The organism is Microcoleus sp. BR0-C5 (genome assembly GCF_036705045.1).
Classification (GTDB): domain Bacteria; phylum Cyanobacteriota; class Cyanobacteriia; order Cyanobacteriales; family Microcoleaceae; genus Microcoleus.
This window is the reverse complement of the sequence record NZ_JAUBTR010000070.1, coordinates 1-21,401: the sequence shown is the minus strand read 5'-3', so window position 1 is coordinate 21,401 and position 21,401 is coordinate 1. Positions and strand designations below refer to the sequence as shown.

General features: G+C 44.6%; 18 protein-coding genes and 2 pseudogenes. 8 read left to right on the top strand and 12 right to left on the bottom strand.

From position 1 onward, the window contains the following. Window positions 1–79: 79 nt before the first annotated feature. From QUB08_RS25420 to QUB08_RS25410, 3 genes are all read left to right on the top strand, one after another. Window positions 80–808, top strand: a complete 729-nt coding sequence (locus tag QUB08_RS25420) for a response regulator transcription factor (RefSeq protein ID WP_333228214.1) — start codon at window positions 80–82, stop codon at window positions 806–808. A gap of 237 nt (window positions 809–1,045) precedes the next feature. Continuing rightward, entirely contained in the window at window positions 1,046–1,774 is a 729-nt protein-coding gene (locus QUB08_RS25415; protein ID WP_333228212.1) for a response regulator transcription factor, read from the top strand. A gap of 149 nt (window positions 1,775–1,923) precedes the next feature. Further along, on the top strand, window positions 1,924–2,676 hold the full coding sequence (locus QUB08_RS25410; RefSeq protein ID WP_333228209.1) for a hypothetical protein: 753 nt from the start codon (window positions 1,924–1,926) through the stop codon (window positions 2,674–2,676). Between the two features lie 173 nt (window positions 2,677–2,849). Here QUB08_RS25410 and QUB08_RS25405 read toward each other — a convergent pair whose 3' ends face one another. From QUB08_RS25405 to QUB08_RS25395, 3 genes are read right to left on the bottom strand one after another with little or no spacing between them, the layout of a single operon-like run. Then, a complete protein-coding gene (locus tag QUB08_RS25405; protein WP_333228207.1) occupies window positions 2,850–5,240 on the bottom strand; it encodes a CHASE2 domain-containing protein in 2,391 nt (796 codons plus the stop codon). A gap of 55 nt (window positions 5,241–5,295) precedes the next feature. Next, a complete protein-coding gene (locus tag QUB08_RS25400; RefSeq protein ID WP_333228205.1) occupies window positions 5,296–6,291 on the bottom strand; it encodes a DUF1822 family protein in 996 nt (331 codons plus the stop codon). A gap of 51 nt (window positions 6,292–6,342) precedes the next feature. Further along, the gene (locus tag QUB08_RS25395; RefSeq protein ID WP_242720738.1) at window positions 6,343–7,023 is read right to left on the bottom strand and encodes a sigma-70 family RNA polymerase sigma factor; all 681 of its coding nucleotides are present in this window, start codon (window positions 7,021–7,023) and stop codon (window positions 6,343–6,345) included. 541 nt (window positions 7,024–7,564) lie between these two features. On the opposite strand from QUB08_RS25395, the gene glgA reads away from it, so the two are divergent. Both glgA and QUB08_RS25385 read left to right on the top strand, forming a co-directional pair. Beyond that, a complete protein-coding gene (glgA, locus tag QUB08_RS25390; protein WP_333228202.1) occupies window positions 7,565–9,040 on the top strand; it encodes a glycogen synthase GlgA in 1,476 nt (491 codons plus the stop codon). 557 nt (window positions 9,041–9,597) lie between these two features. Then, window positions 9,598–10,647: a Fe(3+) ABC transporter substrate-binding protein gene (locus QUB08_RS25385; RefSeq protein WP_333228200.1), complete on the top strand. Its 1,050-nt coding sequence runs from the start codon at window positions 9,598–9,600 to the stop codon at window positions 10,645–10,647. A 65-nt stretch (window positions 10,648–10,712) separates the two neighbouring features. Here QUB08_RS25385 and QUB08_RS25380 read toward each other — a convergent pair whose 3' ends face one another. Together QUB08_RS25380 and QUB08_RS25375 are read right to left on the bottom strand one after the other, a co-directional pair. After that, the gene (locus QUB08_RS25380; RefSeq protein ID WP_333228198.1) at window positions 10,713–11,234 is read right to left on the bottom strand and encodes a pentapeptide repeat-containing protein; all 522 of its coding nucleotides are present in this window, start codon (window positions 11,232–11,234) and stop codon (window positions 10,713–10,715) included. Between the two features lie 267 nt (window positions 11,235–11,501). Next, the gene (locus tag QUB08_RS25375; protein ID WP_333228195.1) at window positions 11,502–13,208 is read right to left on the bottom strand and encodes an iron ABC transporter permease; all 1,707 of its coding nucleotides are present in this window, start codon (window positions 13,206–13,208) and stop codon (window positions 11,502–11,504) included. A 126-nt stretch (window positions 13,209–13,334) separates the two neighbouring features. Here QUB08_RS25375 and QUB08_RS25370 point away from each other — a divergent pair, with 126 nt between their 5' ends. Next, window positions 13,335–14,423 carry an ABC transporter ATP-binding protein gene (locus tag QUB08_RS25370; protein WP_333228193.1) on the top strand — a complete coding sequence of 363 codons (1,089 nt, stop codon included), beginning with the start codon at window positions 13,335–13,337 and terminating at the stop codon, window positions 14,421–14,423. Between the two features lie 75 nt (window positions 14,424–14,498). Here the strand turns inward: QUB08_RS25370 and QUB08_RS25365 are convergent, their stop codons facing one another. The 3 genes and pseudogenes from QUB08_RS25365 to QUB08_RS25355 all read right to left on the bottom strand — a co-directional run bounded on the left by QUB08_RS25365 (window position 14,499) and on the right by QUB08_RS25355 (window position 15,236). After that, window positions 14,499–14,834 (bottom strand): element excision factor XisI family protein, encoded by a 336-nt coding sequence (locus QUB08_RS25365; protein ID WP_333095924.1) that lies wholly within the window; start codon window positions 14,832–14,834, stop codon window positions 14,499–14,501. After that, complete coding sequence (locus QUB08_RS25360) at window positions 14,819–15,067, bottom strand: element excision factor XisH family protein (protein ID WP_333228191.1); 249 nt, start codon at window positions 15,065–15,067, stop codon at window positions 14,819–14,821. Before QUB08_RS25360 ends, QUB08_RS25365 begins: the two co-directional genes overlap by 16 nt. Further along, window positions 15,003–15,236 (bottom strand): annotated as a pseudogene (locus QUB08_RS25355) (element excision factor XisH family protein). Before QUB08_RS25355 ends, QUB08_RS25360 begins: the two are co-directional and overlap by 65 nt. Window positions 15,237–15,382: 146 nt before the next feature. Between QUB08_RS25355 and QUB08_RS25350 the strand changes: the two are divergent. Next, complete coding sequence (locus QUB08_RS25350) at window positions 15,383–16,117, top strand: DCL family protein (protein WP_333228189.1); 735 nt, start codon at window positions 15,383–15,385, stop codon at window positions 16,115–16,117. Between the two features lie 335 nt (window positions 16,118–16,452). Here the strand turns inward: QUB08_RS25350 and QUB08_RS25345 are convergent. Together QUB08_RS25345 and QUB08_RS25340 are read right to left on the bottom strand one after the other, a co-directional pair. Further along, window positions 16,453–16,563: pseudogene (locus QUB08_RS25345) on the bottom strand (Uma2 family endonuclease); the annotation flags it as partial. Window positions 16,564–16,708: 145 nt separating this feature from the next. Further along, entirely contained in the window at window positions 16,709–17,479 is a 771-nt protein-coding gene (locus QUB08_RS25340) for a TerC family protein (protein ID WP_333228187.1), read from the bottom strand. A 410-nt stretch (window positions 17,480–17,889) separates the two neighbouring features. Here QUB08_RS25340 and QUB08_RS25335 point away from each other — a divergent pair, with 410 nt between their 5' ends. Further along, window positions 17,890–19,260, top strand: coding sequence for an Arm DNA-binding domain-containing protein (locus tag QUB08_RS25335; RefSeq protein WP_333228185.1), 1,371 nt, complete (start codon window positions 17,890–17,892; stop codon window positions 19,258–19,260). Between the two features lie 117 nt (window positions 19,261–19,377). On the opposite strand, the gene QUB08_RS25330 is transcribed toward QUB08_RS25335, so the two are convergent. Then, a complete protein-coding gene (locus QUB08_RS25330; protein WP_333228183.1) occupies window positions 19,378–19,794 on the bottom strand; it encodes a hypothetical protein in 417 nt (138 codons plus the stop codon). A 24-nt stretch (window positions 19,795–19,818) separates the two neighbouring features. Then, on the bottom strand, window positions 19,819–20,136 hold the full coding sequence (locus QUB08_RS25325; protein ID WP_333228181.1) for a hypothetical protein: 318 nt from the start codon (window positions 20,134–20,136) through the stop codon (window positions 19,819–19,821). Between the last annotated feature and the right edge of the window lie 1,265 nt (window positions 20,137–21,401).

Sequence of the window (21,401 nt, the reverse complement as noted above, 5' to 3'; positions counted from 1 at the left end):
CGGACTAAAAAATAAAGACTGTTTTCATACACCTGCTCGCTTTCCTAACTTTGCACCCTTAACAATAAATTCAAAAATTATGACAATATCTGCAGATCGAAAAGCCAAAATTCTGGTTGTAGAGGACGACGCCCCCATTCGCACTCTCATCTACCGCTTTCTGAATCAAACATATCAAGTACAATTTGCCGCAGACGGCCAAACAGCTCTCGAAATTTTTGAAGAATTTAACCCAGTCCTCGTGATTTTAGATTGGAATTTGCCCGATACAACCGGCTATAAACTTTGCCAAGAAATGCAGAAGCGCACTAATGTTTTAGTCGCGATTCTCAGCAGCCGCACCGCCCAAGAAGATCGAATTAAAATCATGAAAGCAGGTGCCGATGATTTTATGTGCAAACCGTTCTGTCTTGAAGAATTGGCAGTTAGAGTAGAAGTCTTGTTGAGGCGGGCGAGATCCGTCAATCCGCCCAACCTTGTCTTCGGCCAATTAGCGATCGATTTACTGAGTAGGGAGGTGAGATTGAAGGAGCAACTTCTAACACTGACAGCCTTAGAATTTGAAATATTGTGTTTTTTGGCCTCTCATTCGGGTAAAGCTTGCAGCCGCCAACAGCTAATCGAAAAAGTTTGGGGGTGGAAATCCAATTATGCAGCAGAAGAGCGAGTGGTGGACGTGCATATCGGCCAAATTCGCAGGAAAATGGCTAAAGTTGATGCCGCTGTTCCCAATTTTATTCAAACTGTTCGGGGATACGGTTATACTTTCGCTCCGAGCGCTCGCAGGGACAGGGTACTTGCTAATTGAATCATCATCATAATTACGACTGGTTCCTAGGTAGAGCGTGGGAACCAGTTAATTCGCTCTTTTCCCACCCTGCCTACTCCCCTTTTTAAAGGGAGTAGGGGTTGAGTAGGGGGCAAGCTAAGGGGGCATCTACGGGTAAAGGAAACACGCCCTATAGGGAATCGAGCGGCTAATCAAAATACAGCATACTTACTCGATTTTCTAAAGTTTGAACCATTAACAATAGAGCCAAAAATTATGACGATATCTACCGAGCCAAATTCCCAGATTCTGGTTGTAGAGAATGACGCCCCCGTCCGCAATTTCATCTACGGCTGTCTGAATCAGACATATCAAGTACAATCTGCGGCAGACGGAAAAACAGCTTTAGAAATATTTGAGGAATTCAACCCAGTCCTCGTAATCTTGGATGGGAATTTGCCCGATCATATCGGCGTTAAACTTTGCGAAGAAATGCAGAGACGGAATAATGTTTTTTTAGTCGTGATGTCCAGCAGCGGTACAGGCGAAGAAGATGGAATTAAAATCATCAAAGCAGGTGTTGATGATTTAATCGGCAAACCGTTTAGTCTTGAGGACTTGGCAGTTAGAATAGAAATCTTGTTGAGGGGGATGAAAACCGTCACTCCGCGCCATCTTGTCTTCGGTGAACTCGGGTTCGATTTAATTAGTAGGGAGGTGACATTGAAAGAGAAAACTTTAGCTCTGACGGCCTTAGAATTTCAACTATTGTATTTTTTGGCAACTTATCCAGGTAAAGCCTGGAGCCGCCAACAGCTAATCGAAAAAGTTTGGGGATGGAAATGCAATGACCCACGAGACGAGCAAGTGGCGGACGTGTATATCCGTATGATTCGCAGGAAACTGGCTAAAGTCGATTCGGCTGTTCCGAATTTTATTCAAACTACTCACGGAGACGGTTACACTTTCGCTCCGATCGCTCGCAATAACAAGGTAAGTAGGTAAGCGGGATTAAACACAGCTATGTAACAGTATGTAAACAGGGCTAACTTAGCCACACTTAGGGCATTTGGATACTTTACGATCGTTTACATAATTGTGTTTTACAGCGCCTACCTACTTAGCCTCATTTTTGGAATTTAAGGGTGAGATAAATGAAAATAATCCAGCAAACAGCAAGTGAATTAATCATTCAGACTCAAAGCATATTTGATTTTTGGCTCCCTAGCTGTTTATTCATGGCAGTTGGACTGATATCGCTGACTTTTGACTATCATGCAGCAACCCTGAGCTGCCAGCGATTGCAGGCAAAACAAGGAAATTGCCAGATTGTGCGATCGAATTTACTGGGATCGAACATCAAAGAAATTGAGCTTGCTTCTTTGCGGGGAGCTAAAGTTGAAAGATGCGGCTATAAAACCAGAGTTGTACTTTTGACTTCTGTTGGCAATGTTCCTTTCACTGCTCACTCCACTAATTGGGGAACCCAAGACGCTGTGGCTTCTGACATCAATTTTTTTGTTAAGAATGCAAAAGATCGATTGCTGCGCTTAAGCCAAGACGAGCGCTGGCTGGGATGGACAGGAGGCATATTTTTGCTCGCAGGAATCGCAGTGATCGTCTTGAGAAATAATGAAACCTACAGCTTCGATGGAAATTTAAACACCTTGACTGTTAAACAGCGGGGTTTGTTGGCACGTAAAGTAATGGAATACTCTCTGTGCGATATTTATGGCGTGGAAGTCGATCGAACAAAAGATCGGGATCATGACATTTGGTACGAAGTTAGACTGTTAGTTTGTGGAGGCTCTCGCATCTCCCTACCCCGCACGATGAACCCATACCAGCAAGCAAAAATCGCTAAAGCGATTAACAACTATCTGCACCAGCAAAATAACCAAAAATAGCCGATCGCGATCGGGAGCATCTCAATGAAAGCCGCCAAGCTAGAAATTGGAGTTGGGAGCCAGGAGCTAGGAGGAAAGAGTCAGAAGGAAGGAGCCAGAAGAAGTGTTTTTACAAATATGAGATGCTCCCTCGCGCTCAACCCGATTTCTCAAGGTTGCGGACTTACTTATTGTCATTTCGGCCCAAAAGTAAAAACGATCGCAATTAAACCCGCTGCTACCATTGCCAAAGCTGAGGGTACCAAAGGCACCCACCAGCCCCCGATTAGGAAAAACCAGCAAACCCCGCACGAAATCCCCGCAGATGCGATCGCCCCCGACACCACGTGCAGCCTGCGTCGGCTGACAATCGCGATCGCGCTACCAACTCCTGCCCAACCCACAATCCACAGCATTTGGGCCCATTCAGGTGCAATTTGCAGCAGCGGGCGCCGATCCAAAACAGCGCTGATAATTTGACTCGACATTTGCGCTTGAATTAATACCCCCGGCATTTTCTGGGAAGGCGATTCTCCCGCACTGTAGGGCGTCAAAAAATAATCTGGATTGGAAATCGGAGCCGTCACGCCAATAAAGATAATTCGCTCTTTTATCCAATGGGGATTGACTTTTCCCTCTAATAGTTCTGCCAGCCTGACTCGGCGAACAAAATTTTTGGGTTGTCGGTAATTGAGCATTATTTGAAAACCGCGGTCGTCCAAGTTTTGATAAGCGCCTGTACTGCCGTGAATCGGTGCAAAAACTGCATTACCCAGCCTTATCTTATCTCTGGGAATATCTTCCGGTTTGATGCCTTTTGCTGCTAGGTAATGGAGGGCAGCCCTCGCGCTCAAAGAGTGATCTGTAGTACAAGGATCGCTGCTGTGCGGCTGCATAAACAGCAAGTGGCGGCGGAGAATGCCGTCGGCATCTGCCACCACATCGCTGAACCCGAGGCGCTCTTTTGGCAGTGCGGGCGGCGGTTTGATGCCGCATTTGTTGGGTTTGCCGGTTTCTTTGACGCTGCACAAACCAATTAAATTTCGATCGCCCTGAAAGCGAGCGGCTAATGCTGCATAACCGGGCCCTAAAGGGCGATCGCGGAAGATGTCCAGGGCGATCGTTTGCGCCCCATACTGTGCCAATTTTCCCACTGCTTTTGCGATCGTCGCATCCGGCAGCGGAAAGCCGTATTGGTTGATATCCGTTTCCGTCGCCTCCACCACCAGCAAACGCGAGTCTGAGCTTTCAGCAGGACGCAGCCGCATCAGTTGGTCAAAAGCTTGCAATTCCCATATCTGAAGCAAGCCCAGCGATCGCGCTCCCATGACAGAAACAGCAGCAGTTGCGATCGCCAACAGCCCGATCTGAAAGCGGCGCAGGCGAGATAAAGGTGGAGGATTGCTGACAGTTTCCGGCTCGGGTTTGTGCAGCAACTCTTGCCAAGTTGGCGGCTTGGATGCCGGATTTTGACAAATAATCGGCAGCCAATCCGCACCGGGAATTTCTGACCCTAATTCTGCCAATCTTTGCCTCGCCAGGCGCACTGCCACATACAAAGATTCGCCGCTGCAAAAAGCTTGGAGAAAATACTTTAAAAAATCTTGGGCAGCTCGATCGGACACCGGTTCCCGCATTACGATCGTTTGCGGGATGCCCAAATCTTCAAGCTGTCGCCCTATTCCCAATCCATCGCAGGAATTCAAAATGGCCAACTGCAAGCCGCTGCTAACCGCTAGCTTGAAACCGTGTGTCAGTTCTTCTACTGTTAAACTCTCGGTTTGATTGATATAAAATTTACCCGATCGGCCGTCGCTGCGGGTGGAACTGTGTCCGGCAAAAAATAAGATATCCCAGCTTTTTTCCCAAAGCTGATCGCCGATTTGGCTGCGACTTGGTTCTACTAAAAAAGTAACTTCTGCTGAGGGCAATCCTGCAAGTATAATTCTATCTTGCTCAATATCAATTTTTTGACTTTCCCCCAAAATTGCTAAAATTTTTACGCTGCCTTTAGCGGAATTTCTGTTGGCAATAGCCGGTTTTTTATAAGTTGCGGGACTCAAAGCAATTTCGGCTTTCGGGTAGCGCTCAAAAATATCCCAACAGTACCAAGGTAGCCGCCGCAAATCGATGTCGTCAGTTTTGATTAAAAATCGAATGGTTTCCGATGGCATTAATTGTTCGAGCAATGTTTCTTTGAGTTTGCGAAACGGTTCAGAGTTGAGCCAGCTATTGATTTGCTGGCTTAACTGTTCCCGCAACAAGCGGCATTTGGCCAACTGTTCCGCACGAGATCCCCTAATGCTAATTTCGATCGGCTTAATGCGGAAATCTCCCAAACTGCGGTAGGTTGACTGCCAGCGATCGTAGTGTTCCGCTATTTCTGGTTTCGGAGGCAGGAAGGCTTGGATTTCCACTGCTGGCCGATCTCCTTCCGCGCCGATTTCCAGAGAAACTCGCACCCCTTTTATCAAGTTATCATCTAGCTTCAAAACAACTAATTTCGGCATGGCTAACAACTGATAAGCCCAGGCGCATCTAAATTTTACAGTCACGGCGCGATGAAATTCTTGTGGGCTGGCCATCCTGCCCGCCCAAGTTCAATTTCCATGCTGAACAACTTATAGCAAGCGAGCCGCTTTAGGCGGAAAAATTCTCTGCAATACAGAGTTCTTTCAGTTTTACCACAACGCTGAAACATTCTCCGCGATCGGCGGCAAATTCTAGAGTCATGTAGCCGTTACCGCTGCCGGCGCAAGCTTCCATGACAGTTTTTCCCTCGCCGTCGGTGACTTTCAGAGTCAGATTGAGCGGCAAGCTGTCTGCCCCGCTGGTGGGATGTACCTGCACTTTAATATTAGTTTCAGTATCGGTTGTTGGTTCGATCGCCACCAGCAAAGCTACCGCTGGGGCTGCTTCTATTACACCCCTCCAGAAATTAGGTTTTTCCTGAACAGAGTCGAGGGTTGCTGATGCTTTGTCCGAGATATCTGCTGTCAGATGGATTATTTTAGCCCGCACGACTGCGCTGCTGTAACGACGAAAAGCTAAATGAGGTTCTTTTGGCACTAAAATATCTTCTACAGACTGCCAACCTGCCTCAAAAATATTGTGCAGCCACTGGCGCAGTTGTACAGTTTTTCGGCTGCGTTCCAGACAATCCAAATGTTGGATAAATTTGTCAAAACTTTGCAATTTATCAATCGCTAAATCCCCAGCCATTGCAGTTTTCATAAATCCCAGTAAAGTAGCTTCTTGTCGCTGTATATCGATTTCAACTGCTACTAAACCAATGCGATCGTCCGGTATTTCAAGCGGAATGTAACAAAACTTGCCCGACTTCAGAGGTCGGCATTCCAAATGACCTAGTTGAGTTAATTTCAAGTCTGCTGCATCGGTGTAAAGGCGCATGGCCGCGTTCCAACTGTCGCTGGCATTCAAGTCTGTGGGAATGTCCATCATTTCCAGGTAATCTTTTACTGCACACACAGCTAAAGTGTTGAAATAAACTTGCTCTTTTTTTTCCGGGGATGTCACTCCGTCAAGATTTGAAAACTTCTGTGCCAGCCGCAGGGCTGCGGCTGTAATGGGCAGGGGAATAGATTTTTCTCTGATATTTTCGGTGCTGTTATTCATCACGGTTTTCCTTTTTTACAGATTTTTTTTAGGACAGGAGTTGTCCTGCCTTTATTCCAGATATCCTTGATTTTTCGCAAAATTTCGCAAGCGGGGCAGACATTCTCTTTTATAAAAATTGGGTGCGGTTGACGGCGGCAAGTTAAATTCAAGAGCAATGTTTTTCCAGGGAGTCTCCGGGGGAAGACGCCTCAGAATTAAGGTTTGGCAAGTGACATCGGGGCGTTCTTTGATGTGAACGCTTCTCAATTCCCCCTCCGGATCTGCCCGCACCCATTTTTTTGTCTCTTCTAGGATGGCTAGCGGACTGTCTGAATAAGTCGGCGGGTTTTCGATATTATTGATCAGGTTAATTTCTGCTGAGTCTTCTGAAATCAAGGGTAAATCACGTCTAACTTTTTCCTGCGTTTGTTCGAGAGTAAAGTCTTTCAGTCGCATCTTGAGATATTTGTCCAGCCAAGTAATGACGCTGCCCAGATTGCGATCGTAAGGTTTGTTTGCGGTGTTCGCTTCGCAAACATTGCGACAAAAATACACCCAAGTTTGCTGTAAAGCATCGTTGTAATGAGGCGTGTCTTCTTGCCAAAGTTTGCCGGATTTTACAATCAGCCTCACTATCTCGCTGAGTTTTTCCCGCCGCATCAAGCTTTTGGGCGGATGCGAACAGGCTTCAGCAACTAGCTGTTGGAGTTGTTGGTTTAAATTGTTTTCCTTATCGTTGGTGTCGGGCATCGGCGAGCGCCTCCTTAAGAGTCTCTGGATGAATGCTGGACACGGCATTTGCTGGTTTAAATTCCACGATAGAATCCCTGATTTGATTAGTTCTAGACGCATTTCAAGATAATTGTGTCATTGGCAAGTGAAACGAAGAATCTCAAACCCTTGTAACACCGCCCTTGAATGCGTAAGTCCTGTTGATTTTTGGCAGCCGAACAGGTGCTCTGTGCCAATCAGTTATCAGCATCGTGCGAGAAATTTTCGCGCAAATTAGGCAAAAAATTTAAAAAATATTTAGTTGACAAATGCGAGGAAATGGGGTAATTAATCAATTTTAGATTGAACTCACGGATGTGTCCTCTGCCTCCTCTGCGGTTTAAATAATTCTGAGCCAAGCGGAAACGATATCAGCGATCGCCCGAATCTGCCCCAACATCCGCTAGCTGCGCGTATTTCCCTGTATTCCCAATGGCCTACTTGCTTATTTGCCGAGAACTCATATACTTTGTCAAGTTAAGAAAATATTTTTTTATTCATCCAGGAGCGAGAAAAAAAAATGTACATTGTACAAATTGCCTCGGAGTGCGCCCCCGTCATCAAAGCAGGAGGTTTGGGCGACGTAGTTTACGGTTTGAGTCGGGAGTTACAGAATTCCGGCCACTGCGTCGAGATTATTCTACCCAAGTACGACTGCATGAGGTACGACCACATTTGGGGACTTCACGAAGCCTACCGGGATTTGGCTGTGCCCTGGTACGGCGGCGAAATCCTCTGCGATGTCTTGTGCGGCTGGGTGCACGGGCAGTTGTGTTTTTTCATCGAACCTCGCTCTCAAGATAACTTTTTTAATCGCGGCTGTTATTACGGGTGCAATGACGACAATATGCGGTTTGCATTTTTCAGCAAAGCCGCTTTGGAATTTTTGCTCAGAAGCAACAAGCGTCCCGATGTGATTCACTGTCACGATTGGCAAACGGGTTTGATTCCAGTCATGCTGTTTGAAATTTACAAATACAATTGGATGGAAAATCAGCGAGTCTGCTATACCATTCACAATTTCAAACATCAAGGCATGGGCGGTAGCGATATTTTGAGTGCAACGGGTTTGAATCGAGAGGATTATTATTTTGATTACGATCGCCTCCGAGATAACTTTAACCCTTTTGCTATCAACTTTATGAAAGGCGGCATTGTTTACTCGAACTTTGTCACCACGGTTTCGCCGCACCACGCTTGGGAAGCTCACCTCGGCGAGTTTGGCTACGGTTTGGGTCACACTTTGCATTTATATCAAGAGAAGTTTCGCGGGGTGCTCAACGGCATTGATTATGATGTGTGGAATCCTGAGAGCGATCGCTATATTCCGCACCACTACAATCAGAAGGATTTGGCAGGAAAAGCCAAAACTAAAAAAGCTTTGCGCGATCGGCTGTTACTGCGCGATGCTGACAAGCCTATTATTACCTTTATCGGTCGTTTGGACGACCAAAAAGGCGTTCATCTCGTCCACCATGCAATTTATTACTCTCTGAGTAAGGGAGCGCAATTCGTGCTTTTGGGTTCCGCGACGGAAGCGGGAATTAACGCGCATTTCCAGCACGAAAGACAGTTTTTAAATGATAATCCAGACTGCCATTTAGAACTAGGTTTTAATGAGGAACTGTCGCACTTAATTTACGCCGGTGGGGATATGATTGTGGTTCCCAGTAATTACGAACCCTGCGGGCTGACTCAGATGATCGGGTTGAGGTACGGCACTGTTCCTGTGGTGCGGGGAGTTGGCGGTTTGGTGAATACTGTGTTTGATCGAGATTACGACACCCGCCACCTCCCGGAAGAACGCAACGGTTACGTGTTTTACCAAACAGACTACTCGGCTTTAGAGTCGGCGCTCGATCGGGCGATCGGATTGTGGTATGACTATCATGATGAATTTGAAAAACTCATGCTTCAAGGCATGAATTGTGACAATTCGTGGAACTATCCAGCTAAAGACTATGTGGAAATTTACGAGCTAATTAGACACAAATAAGCCGTAGGATCTCAGATGCTGCACCATTGTCAAGAACGGGCTCTGGGGCCCGTCCCACAAAGAATGAGTTTTCTCGCTTCACAGGCCGAAAAGCCTGTTCATAAAAGGCTTATTGAGAATGGTGCAACATCTCAGATGAAATTGTTGTGGGGAGTCGGGTTGGGCGTCCCGCCCGCCCGAAAAATACAACGCAAGATGCCCGACAGCTTATAACAAAGTCTTTTCGGAAAAAAAATGCCCGTTGAGCGAAGTCGAGACCGGATTTCTGACCACGAATTTCAAAGGTGGTACCCGCCACGTGATTTATCCGTGGAATCAATCCAAAATCGAAAATCGAAAATCTTCAAGAAAGAGCATTTATCCGTGGGGTCGCCTCTAAAATCTAAAATCTAAAATCTAAAATCGATTGACCTGCAGTGCGTCAGCCCTAAAATAGTTACCCTCTCGATCATCAAATAAGAATTACTTGCATTAATATAGTAAAGCAATGACTATAGATGGCTGTAGAGAGACCATCGTGTCAATTACCAGATGAAAAAATCTATCATTATAGAACAATGAGCATTTCTCGGCGTATTTTTCTTGCCAGCGGTACAGCAATGGCTGTCGTGGCCCTGGGGGAACTAAGCAAAAAAGCCCCTGTCGCAGCCCAAACCGGGACTCTCAACCTTTATTCAGCACGTCACTACGACACTGATAATGAGTTGTACCAAAGCTTCACCAAAAAAACTGGGCTCAAGGTTAATCTCGTTGAGGCGGATGCTGACCAACTAATTGAACGGATCAGAAGTGAAGGTGCAAATAGCCCTGCTGATGTTTTCATCACGGTGGATGGTGGGCGTTTGTGGCGGGCAAAACAAGCCGGTATTCTGCAACCTGTTTCTTCAACAGTCCTGACATCGGCAATTCCAGCAAGTTTGCGAGATCCTCAAGGCTTCTGGTTTGGTCTATCGCGCCGGGCACGGGTGATTGTTTATAACAAAGGCAAGGTGAACCCTGCCCAATTGTCAACCTATGAGGCGCTGACAGAACCTCGGTGGAAAGGCAAAGTTTTAGTGCGATCGTCCACTAATATCTATAATCAGTCTCTGGTTGGGGCTATGTTAGCAGCTCATGGAGCTCAAAAAACAGAAGCTTGGGCACGAGGATTGGTGGCTAATTTTGCGCGTCCTCCAGAGGGAAATGATACGGCGCAAATCAAGGCTGTTGCTGATGGGGTAGGCGATATTGCCATTGTTAATACCTATTATGTAGCTCGCTTAATGAAATCGAAAGATCCAGCAGAAAAAGCGATCGCGGCGAAAGTAGGTGTATTTTTCCCCAACCAGCGCGATCGCGGTACCCACGTCAACATTAGTGGTGGCGGTGTAGTCAAAACCTCCCGTAACAAAGCAGGCGCGACCAAATTCTTGGAACACTTAGCCAGTCCCGAAGCGCAACAAATTTTTGCTAGGAGTAATAATGAATACCCTGTGATTTCAGGTGTGGCGATAGATCCTGCCGTTGCAAGTTTTGGTACATTCAAATCTGACCCTCTCAACCCTGATGTGTTTGGGAAAAATAACCCCGAAGCTTTAAAGGTTGCCGATCGCGCCGGATGGAAATAGAGGCTTTTTGAACAAAAAGCTACTCTTTGTGATTCGGCGGTTGAAACCGCCGAATCCCATCAACTTTAATTTTTAATTTTACCATCCGGCATTATAGCGCCTGTCAGGTTTGCCCCTTTCAGGTTTGCCCCTGTCAAATCAGCACTATTTAAGTCAGTTTCACTTAAATCGGCATTACTAAGATTGGCATTATTTAGTTTTGCACCTCGCAAAAAAGCCCCCTTGAGATTTGCATTACTCAAATCAGCATTTGTGAGATCGGCAGAAAATAAACCTGCTTTTTCCAGAGAAGCACCTTTTAAATTTGCACCTTTGAGATTGACGCTATCGAGTAAGGCTTCATTAAGTTTGACATTTTCTAGCATAGCACCTTCCAACTTAGCACCATTGAGATTAGCGCTGGTTAAATCCATGTCACTTAACTTGGTATCAGTCAGGTCACATCCTGGACATTGCTTAGTTTTTTGTAATGTTTCGAGGGGACCCGCCACCTGTTTTTGGCATCCAAAGGTGACAAAAATAGTAAGTAGTAACAAGGAAATTGTGCCAGTAGTGCGGTTAAACATTGCTAAGTTTTTATTAATCATCTTGATTTATGAAGGAAAAAGAATAGGCAAGAAGGGTTGATACATTCTCCTGAAACCCGCCAGGGAATAAATTCCCCCTCTTATAGCTAAAGTCGGTTGAAACCGACTGAAATCCTAGCTGTCTAGTCGTCTTCAGACGACTTTCGCTATGAGACTGGGGTTTCAACCCCTGTCGGACTTTCGCTATGAGACTGGGGTTTCAACCCCTGTCTGACTATAGCTTTAAAAGAATCAATTACCTCTGCAAACAGGGAAGAGATTTGGCGGTTATAGTGTTGAAGACTTGCGCGATCGCGCAATTTTCCAACTTAATAAAATAACCGGTAACATCCCCACTAAAACAATTGCTAATGCAGGGCCAGAAGCTTCAGCCAATCGCTCATCTGAGGCAAGTTGATAAGTTCGCACAGCCAAGGTATCAAAGTTAAACGGTCTAATAATTATAGTAGCAGGTAACTCTTTCATTACATCAACGAATACTAACATCATGGCAGTTAGTAGACCTCCGGTCATCATTGGTGTATGAACTGTAACTAAAGTTTGCATCGGGCTATAACCCAAACTTCTCGCCGCATCATCTAAATTAGGCTTAATTTTGCTCAAACTTGACTCTACCGCATTTAAAGAAACAGCTAGGAAGCGAACTATATAGGCAAATACCAAAGCTGCGATCGTACCACTTAACAACAAGCCTGTAGAAATTCCCCAGTTTTCACGCATCCAACTATCAAATAGATTGTCAAATTTTCCAATGGGAACCATAATCCCCACTGCAATCACAGAACCAGGTACAGCATAGCCCATTGCCGCAACTCTCGTTCCTAACTGCACTCCTAAATTAGGATATAACCGTAAGCCATAAGCCATAATCAAAGCAATAACTACTGCTAATATTGCTGTCAGTGTTGCCAAAATTAAACTATGACGGGCAAAGATCCAAAAGCGTTCATCTAAGGTTAGTTGCCAATTAGCTAAGGTCAACTTGACTAAAAGACCCGCTGGCAATAAAAAACCAAAAAATAGCGGAATAAAACAAGCAATTACCGCTAAATTTTTCCTGATTCCTTTAAGTTGATAAGTTTGTAGTTGGCGATAGCGACTGCTAGCTTGATAATATTTAGTCCTACTTCGCGACCAGCGTTCTAGTAATATTAAACCTAGAACAAATAATAATAGCATCGCCGCTAATTGATTGGCTGCAATTCGTTCTCCCATGCCAAACCAAGTCCGATAAATACCTGTGGTGAATGTATCAACTCCAAAATACTGAACAGTACCATAATCGTTGAGAGTTTCCATCAAAGCCAGTGCTAAACCTGCTACAATTGCGGGTCTTGCCATTGGTAAGGCAACTGTCATAAAACTCCGCCAAGGGCTACAGCCCAGTATTCTACTAGCTTCTAGCGTACAAGTTGATTGCTCCAAAAAGGCAACTCTTGTTAATAGGTAGACGTAGGGATATAAAACTAAGATTAGCATTAAGATTGCTCCTGGGAGCGATCGCACGTTAGGAAACCAATAGTCTCCATAACTCCAGCCAAATATATAACGCAAAGCACTTTGAACGGGGCCTGAAAATTCTAAAAAGTCTGTATAAGTATAAGCTAGCACATAAGCTGGGGCCGCTAAGGGTAAAAGTAATGCCCATTCAAATACGCGACTGGCCCGAAAGCGACACATTGTTACTAGCCATGCACATCCTACGCCAATCACGACAACACCAAAGCCTACGCCGATCATTAACAATAAAGAGTTGACGATATAACGGGTTAAAACTGTATCGGTTAAATGTTGCCATGTATCTTTAGCTTCAAAAAAGATACTGGATAAGACACTGATCACTGGTATGGCGATCGGCAACGCTAAAGCGATAACCGCCAGTGTCCACCCACTAGCGGATAAACCGCGTAAGGTCGATCGCCATTCGATTGTCCTGATGCCTGTTTGCTGTAGTGATTTTTGGGAATTTTTCATCGCTAGTAAATTGTCTAGCTTGCTAGTTTATCAGTATGTGTAAACATTTGTCAAGTCTTTATGACAATTTATATCACTAAACTGGTTTATTGTAGAATAGTAAGTTGTTGATTATTTATAGCAATAATGGCTCGACCGATAATTCTGCATTTGGATGGTGTAACAAAACAGTATGCCCAAGCAGCATCACCTGCGGTGGCATCTGTCACCCTGACCTTACATCAGGGAGATATCCTGGGGTTGTTGGGGCCATCGGGTTGTGGGAAAACAACGTTGCTGCGGTTAATTGCTGGTTTTGAACAGCTACAAGCAGGGACGATCGCTCTAGCAGGAAAAACTGTAGCCAGTGTTAATATGTCAGTGCCACCGGAACAGCGAGACATTGGTATGGTGTTTCAAGACTATGCACTCTTCCCCCATTTGACAGTCGCGAAAAATGTAGCTTTTGGCTTGACGCATCAAGGAAAAGAGTCAAAGCATAATATTCACAAAGGTGTCACCGAAGCTTTAGCGCTGGTGGGATTAGAAGGATTGGAAAACCGTTATCCCCATGAATTATCGGGGGGTCAGCAACAGCGAGTAGCCCTGGCCCGTGCTTTAGCGCCTAGACCTGCGATTATTTTACTAGATGAACCGTTGAGTAATTTAGATGTACAAGTACGGTTAAGATTGCGTCAGGAAGTCCGCGAGATTCTCAAAGCAACGGGAACTTCTGGTGTATTTGTCACGCACGATCGCGAAGAAGCACTTTCGATTTCTGATTGGGTAGCGGTGATGCGTCAAGGTCAATTAGAACAGTTTGGCACTCCAGAGGAAGTTTATCAAGAACCAGCATCTCGATTTGTGGCTGAGTTTGTGACGCAAGCTAATTTTGTTTCGGCATCGCTAAAGCAGGATTTTTGGGAAACAGAAGTAGGTTGTTTTGCTGTTAAAGGTAATTCATTTGTAAAAGTTCCTTGTGATGTTTCTACTGAAGGAGAATTGATGATCCGGCAGGAAGATTTAAGTTTATACTTAGATGAAGATTCGGCTGTTGTGATTTGCGATCGCCAATTTTTAGGCAGAGAAAATCGTTATTGTTTAAAAACACCTTCGGGCGAAAAGTTATATGCACTCACAACCACAGGAAATGTTTTTCCCATTGGTTCTAAAGTTCGGTTATCTTGTGGTGAGAATTCTCCCTTAGCTTTCTTTGTTGGTAAGCCTAGGCCATAGCTAATGGCTAATTGCTAGTAGGGGAAAAATCCTCTCCCTCTTCCCATCTCGGAGTTTCCCCCTCTTGCTTCTTCCTTATACTGTCTGATAGGTTTTCTGTCTATCACTGTTGTCAGGGAAGGGGCTAGTCACGATATCCTCTGCTTTTATACCCGCTGCAATCAGCGCTTGGCTTAGACCTTCCTCGAAGTTATCTTCTTCAATTACAACTTGATTATCGACTAAACGAGCATGAAATAGAATCGTGTCAATCCAGCGCTGTTTATCCCAGCCTGTAGCGAGAATCAGAAAGTGACCCGAATCGACATCACAGACGGGGTAAAGCTGGATTGCCTGTAAACGCGGTTGGGCGCGAGTTGCTTCTTGCAGGGTTTTTTTGAGGATGTCTGCATAGCTTAGTGAGTTATCCATTGGAGAATCACCTCTTGATTTGGTTCGTAAACTAATAAGTTAATTTTATTTCGCTGGACTGCTAACTGAAAAATCGGTTTTTGAAAGTGTTTAATGTAGATGGCTTGGCTCACAGCTAAAAACAACTGACGCTCCGGTTCTTGGCCTTCCAATGCCCATTTGTAAAGCCTACGCAGACATCGTTTTTTCCAGTTCACTGATGACTGAGGGTGAATCGAAGTCTTTGATTTCAACAGCGATTTTCTGCCCTTCTTTTTCCGCACTAAAAAACTTTTATGCTCCTAAGTCGGCTTTCAAAAGTGTCTGTTCTAACACTAAGACTAAAGGATCGTCCGTAATTGTCCACCCGTCTTTTTCGAGGGTGCGACGTAGAGAGAAGTGTAAATTATCGCGTCTAGACATTCGACATTCGAGAATTGAGGTTAGGAAAGATAAGCAGGGACTTTTTGAACTCCTATGTCTTGCAGATATCGCTTATTATGATATAGGGTAACACATCTGCGATACAATTTAAGTTATACGTCATATAAAACTGGTAGGGAGTTTAAATGGCAAGGCAACCAATTGTTCTCAATGGAATAGAGTTCAAATTCCAGAAAGATGCTATTGAACACTTCAGAAATATGTTGGAGCGCTATCGAAATTGTCAAAGCATAGCAGGTGATGATCACGATATGTTACTAGCTCTTCTGGAGCGCCATCCTGAAGCAGATAAAAAGATTGGATGTGGTATAAAACGTTTGTACAAATATAGAACCGATATGCCGACAAGTTGCTTTTGGATAGAAAGAACAGATGGATCTAAAACAGATTTTTCTTATCGCACAGCGATTTCTGCTAAAGGAAAGTCTCTTTATCAAGATTTTTTAGAAGCCTGCCGTGCCGCTGTTCAAGATGATATTCGGCTAACTAAAAAAATATTCTTTGAAAAGTTTGCCGATCAGGATGGAAGAGTTGAATGCGATATTACTGGTGATAAAGTAGCTATTTATGAGAGCCATCTTGACCATAAAAAGCCCTTGACATTTCAGGTTCTTGTGAACACTTTTATTGGCGCTAATGATATTGAAATAAAACCTGAAATGTTGTTAATGTCCCAGGATGCCCAGTTTCAAACAACTATGATTGATCAAGAGTTAAAGGATAAGTTTCGACGATATCATCATAAAATGGCGCAGCTTAGGGTTATTAAAGCGGAACAAAATCTTAGTCTTGGCGGCTCGGAGAGAATTCGGAAGAGCCGTAATCCTGTATTGATTCCTAATGAACTTGTAGGTGACTGACGTATCACATCCCTGTGGGAGTGGATTGACTCAGATTTCTGGTGCATCGCGAAGTTTTCTGGCAGCCACTCATACCAATTTACTATGAAGCTGCATTTAATATAACGCTAAGGACATAGTTCCAACAAGAAAGACATCAGCCTCATTTAGTGTATGTTCATAGTGAATTGGTATCAACAGAAATGTTACATTTTTTTCCGACAGGTGAATGCGATCGCCCGCAACTCCTTCCCATCGCTCGCCCTCTTTCCCTCTCCTCAAAAAATACAGCCACCACCAAGCCTCAAATCACATCCGGCTCGATCGCCTGCGTGCGATCGCCAATATGCCGCCAACCCCGTCAGCAACAAATTCCCCTCGCTATCCCACCAACGCAACCATTGCTGAGTCTGATTTTGATAACTGCGGAACCATAGGCCCAATTGTACTCCCATGAGTTCGATCGGCTACTGAATGGAACAATATTAAAAAATAAAAGCCTTTCATCCCCGGACTAAAGTCACCGGGATGAAAGGCTTTTGCACGTTTTGACCAGCCTTCAATCTGGTTGGTTTGACAGATTTAAGCTAATTTTATTCAAATGAAAGTATGTTAATTTTCAGACTTCTGTCCTTGCGATTCTCGCACAGCAACTTCTGAATCCGGCTGATTCAGAGCCATTTCTAGAGATTTTGCAATCTCGACTGACTCAGGAGTACGCTTAGAAAATCCCCAGACAAACATCAAGACAATACTGGAAACTAGCAGCCATTGCGGAGGAACTAAATCGGGATTAATTACTTTCACCAACAATCGCATTCCCACGAACCCAACTGTGATGTAACCAGCACTTTCTAGGTGAACGAACTCATCCAGCCAGCGGATGAACAACCCGGCCATGAATCGCAGGGCAATAATTCCAATAGTAGCGCCTGTTACTACGATAAAAGTGTTGTCAGACACAGCGATCGCAGTAGTAACGCTATCCAATGAAAACGCTAAATCCGTAAAAGCAATCATGGGAATTGCTTGCCACACAGACGCAAATCTGGGCCCGTGATGTTCTCCTTCAGAGTCTGTCTCTGAAGTAAAATGTTGGAAAACAAGCCACAGCAGGTAGAGAGCACCAAGCAGCTCAAACTGCCAGTATTGGATCACCCAAGTAGCCGTTAAAATTAGGGCGATCCGCAGTACAAAAGCAATTATCAAACCCAAGTTGAGAGCTCTTTGCTGATCCTTGGCATCTTCCAAACCTTTAGAAATAGACGCCAGGGCGATCGCGTTGTCAGCCGAAAGTACAGCCTCCAAAGCCACCAAAACCAACAATAATAAAAAGCCGTCAACTCCAAAATTGGGTGAAGCGTCGAGAAATTGATCTAGCATTAACTATTTTGTGCACCTAAAATTGGCAAGGGTCGAGCGCAGCGCAAATTACCCGCTCTGTCTAACATTAGTGTCACCTTCACTTAAATCTTAACCTAACGCGGTAATTCTGTGGGAGGCGATCGTCCGAACAACGTCCGAAGGAAGCAGTCCCAGGAAACAAGGAAAAATTCTCCCCCTCCGATACTCAAAAACTGGGCCACTGGGCCACTGGGTCACTGGGCCACTCCTCCCCGGAGGCAGCATTTGTGTTGCAAGTGGTAACGCAAGAAGTACAAACACATATCGTGACCTACAATCCTTATTCACGCTATGCGTATACATCGACAAGCTACAAACTAAATAACTTATGATAGAATACTGATAGAAGCCCAAAACCCTTCTAAACCGTACCTTGACAAGTAAATAATATGTACGCCAAAACCAGCAACAGCACCCCTGACACAATCAAAGTACAATCTGATAAAGGTTCACTCCGGTTACAGTTCAGCACCCGGTACAATCCCATTTTTGGGGGTAAGCGCAAGTATCAGCCACTAGGCATGAAGGATACGGCCGAGAACCGACAGAAGGCAGAAGCGATCGCACATCGGATCGAGAGTGACTTGCAACATCCTGACTGGGAACAATTGTTTGACCCTACTTTTGCCAAGTATGGGATCAAGTCGCAGTATGCAGCTTTACAGCTTGCAGCACCCATACCAGAGTCGGAACCTGAGATGACCGTAGGTGAGATGTGGGAAGACTATCTAGTCTGGAAACGACCACAATTGGAGGAAACCACCTACCGTAGTAGTTATGAGGCGGCGTATTCAAACTTAATCAAAGGATTGGTTTGGAGCAAAAAAACAAAAACCTTCACGGACGCCGGCGATGGTTTACTTGACACTCGCTTAGGGACTCTTGATATCGAAAAATGGTTTAATGAGTCAACACGGACGCAAGCTATAAAGCAAAAAACACTCGCAGCACTCTCAGAAGCCTTTGCCCGCTTGCAATCCCTAGGCAAAACTAAGCTTGCAGCTAACCCGTTTATACTTTCAAATAAAAATGAGAACAAAACGGATAAGTACAAGCCAAAAGTTGACGCCGACGGTATTGAGAGGGAATGGTGGGACGTACCAGACAATGAGTCTGACAATGACGAGCGCGATCGGCGTTCTTTTAGCAAGGCTGATATGCTAACCATCATTGATGCCTTCTACAGTCACAAAAACGCAGCGCTGCGACAGGTAGCACCCTTAGTCGAATTTCGTTTTTTAACGGGTTGCCGAAGCGGGGAAGCCTTCGCTCTCAGGTGGCGTGATTGTTTTCGTGGCACAAATCAAAACAACATTGTCTTTAGCCGGAGCTATGACGGACACTTTAGGGTGACTAAAAATACCAAAAACGGTGATATCCGCATCTTTAAGATGTACCCAAAACTCAGAGAACTTCTGTTAAAGATAAAGACCGAGAATGCACAGCCTAACGATTTAGTCTTTTCTAAGTTAAATGGGAAGACTTGGGATAGTCCAACTATACAAAAGATATGGGATGGTCGGATTGAAGTTAGAGGCGAAACCGAATACAATTACCCCGGTGTAGTTACTCAATTAGCAGACGATGGTTTGATTGAAGGCTACTTACCGTTTTACAACTGTCGGCACACGTTCATCAGCTTACAGGCACACGCTGGCACAGATTTATTCTTACTAGCTACGGCTTGTGGTAACAGTGTAGAGACAATCCAAAAACATTACTTAGGCGTTAACCCTGATGTAAGTTTTGCCGACATTTGACCCTCACCTTGACCCGCCCCAACCACGGGCACGTCTTACATTGTTTTTTCATTTGTTCCTCACTTTATTTACCTTCATTGCCAGCTACTTAGCTGGCAATGATAAGAATGTAGTCACCTAAAAGCTGTCATCAACTTTCACTACACCAATACCGCAAGGCGGTGGGAAAGCGCCCTGGTAGTTGAGTAAGCGCTCCCATGTTTGGTGTGACACCTTGTCTCCAAAATGTTGGATGTAGGCGTACTTGCCCACTATTTTTGCTTGTGCGGTATAGCGACTTATTTGTGCCGATGATATGCGTGTACCCCGCACAATGTCGTTATGCGGCAATTTAAGGGTCGCAGCCTCAATCATGGGGAACTCATCATTTAATGACCTCAGCACAGCTTGAACCACTGAGGCGGCTGGCAAAACAAGAGCCATTTTAGCGATCGCACGCGGTGGTAGTAAGTAGGTAGTGTTAGGGATGTTTTCGTAAGCTAAGTCAACTTCGGCACTAGCGCGACGCACATCATTTCGTGTCAGTACCAGCAATCCATCACCCTGTAGTTCACGGCTCTAATACTTGCAAGCTCGACTGATTTGCTCTTCTGTCACACCATAAAAGCTTGCTACCCATGCGGTTGTCGCAACCTTGCAGCCGTAGTAGGAAAGCAGGTTATCGATAGTTTCTGTGACACCAGCATTGTTTGTGGGGGCGCTGCAAAGTATGTCTACAGCGTCATCGTGAGTAATTTGGTCAAAGTACGTTACTCGCAACCGGGAATCAATAAACAGTTGATTAAGTACCTTTGCTGTAGTGACACTGCTCTGTTCCTTATCTGCTGTAGCTTTAGCAGCATTGAGAGAGTTGACTTTATGTGAAAACTGGGTCATAGTAAAACCATCCGTTAATTGGTAGTTCAATTGGCGGTAAATGCACCCCGAAGTGTTGATAGCACCTAGGGGTGTTGTTTTTGTAGCTATCTACACGATCGTACGTCTGTCAAAATTTGTCGATCGCTCGCAACAATTTGTTACAAAGGGGTTTAGTCGCAGGATAAGGTGTCTCATCAGTTCCGGCTCTGTTGCAATCCTCCCCACTAAAGTACAAAGTAACACCGTTCGTTGCTGCCTACTTAAAGCTAATAAAAGAGCCTCACAAAAACCGTGAAACTCTAATAGGTTTGTATTTTCGCCATAGTGTTCTAGTTGTGTTCTAGTTTGCGCCTAGAACGATCTGGAACCGCGTAGACCTTACACTGGTGCTGATGGCAGTACGACCTAGAATGCAATCGGGAACGATGTGACTGTGATTACTTGCACTCTACCCTAATAAAACAGCGTGTTAGTGCAGCAAAATGCACAAGAGACCTATATAGGTCTCTAGAAAATAGAGAGCAAAGTATCAAAAAATATTTGGCGGAAACCCTATGGGTTTCGTCCAGAAAGTATGGCGACTTTTTGCAAAAAAATGTTGTCAGACCTATAGGGTTTGACAACATACATTTCGACAAAATGTACTGTACTTTTTCACTTTTCTACTGATAACTGTTTCCTGAATTTCGTGCTAAGATTTGTGCAGTTCGTCTATGACGACAAAAAAATCCCGCTACTCCTGGTAGAGGCGCGAGAAACAAGAAAATATACATTTTGACTTTAAATATATCACTTCTTTGCCGCCAACGTAAGCGGCAACCCTTGCCGACAGGGTATATCTGGCTTCTTGATTCTCTCAGTATACCACCAGGGGTAGCGGTTTAACTTCACTAACAAAGGAATAAACCACTATGGATAGCCTATCACGCAATTCCGCTGCATCGACCGTAGATTCCGAAAATCTTCACATTTCTTCACATCACCTTGCCCACATCACTGCACGGGGCATTAAAAAGGAATGGGCTTTAGCGAACTGTAAGTAGTTAAACAAAATTAATTACATAAACAAATAATATGATATAATAAAAGTATTAAGTTGTACTTAAAGAGGTTTTATATGTTTTCACTTCGAGATATTAATCCACTTTCCTTGAAATTGCTAAACCGAATTTATCGCGAAAGTAGACATCATCAAGTGCGTCAAAGCAATACTCCGGACAGTTTTTAAGCAGCCAGAGTACCATAAGACAAGACTGAAGGAAGGTTAGGGTGATTTAAAATCA

Excerpts from the sequence above, each read along its gene's own strand:
- QUB08_RS25420 (WP_333228214.1), top strand. The coding sequence starts at position 80 with ATGACAATATCTGCAGATCGAAAAGCCAAAATTCTGGTTGTAGAGGAC.
- QUB08_RS25415 (WP_333228212.1), top strand. The coding sequence starts at position 1,046 with ATGACGATATCTACCGAGCCAAATTCCCAGATTCTGGTTGTAGAGAAT.
- QUB08_RS25410 (WP_333228209.1), top strand. The coding sequence starts at position 1,924 with ATGAAAATAATCCAGCAAACAGCAAGTGAATTAATCATTCAGACTCAA.
- QUB08_RS25405 (WP_333228207.1), bottom strand. The coding sequence starts at position 5,240 with ATGGCCAGCCCACAAGAATTTCATCGCGCCGTGACTGTAAAATTTAGA.
- QUB08_RS25400 (WP_333228205.1), bottom strand. The coding sequence starts at position 6,291 with ATGAATAACAGCACCGAAAATATCAGAGAAAAATCTATTCCCCTGCCC.
- QUB08_RS25395 (WP_242720738.1), bottom strand. The coding sequence starts at position 7,023 with ATGCCCGACACCAACGATAAGGAAAACAATTTAAACCAACAACTCCAA.
- glgA (WP_333228202.1), top strand. The coding sequence starts at position 7,565 with ATGTACATTGTACAAATTGCCTCGGAGTGCGCCCCCGTCATCAAAGCA.
- QUB08_RS25385 (WP_333228200.1), top strand. The coding sequence starts at position 9,598 with ATGAGCATTTCTCGGCGTATTTTTCTTGCCAGCGGTACAGCAATGGCT.
- QUB08_RS25380 (WP_333228198.1), bottom strand. The coding sequence starts at position 11,234 with ATGATTAATAAAAACTTAGCAATGTTTAACCGCACTACTGGCACAATT.
- QUB08_RS25375 (WP_333228195.1), bottom strand. The coding sequence starts at position 13,208 with ATGAAAAATTCCCAAAAATCACTACAGCAAACAGGCATCAGGACAATC.
- QUB08_RS25370 (WP_333228193.1), top strand. The coding sequence starts at position 13,335 with ATGGCTCGACCGATAATTCTGCATTTGGATGGTGTAACAAAACAGTAT.
- QUB08_RS25365 (WP_333095924.1), bottom strand. The coding sequence starts at position 14,834 with ATGGATAACTCACTAAGCTATGCAGACATCCTCAAAAAAACCCTGCAA.
- QUB08_RS25350 (WP_333228189.1), top strand. The coding sequence starts at position 15,383 with ATGGCAAGGCAACCAATTGTTCTCAATGGAATAGAGTTCAAATTCCAG.
- QUB08_RS25340 (WP_333228187.1), bottom strand. The coding sequence starts at position 17,479 with ATGCTAGATCAATTTCTCGACGCTTCACCCAATTTTGGAGTTGACGGC.
- QUB08_RS25335 (WP_333228185.1), top strand. The coding sequence starts at position 17,890 with ATGTACGCCAAAACCAGCAACAGCACCCCTGACACAATCAAAGTACAA.
- QUB08_RS25325 (WP_333228181.1), bottom strand. The coding sequence starts at position 20,136 with ATGACCCAGTTTTCACATAAAGTCAACTCTCTCAATGCTGCTAAAGCT.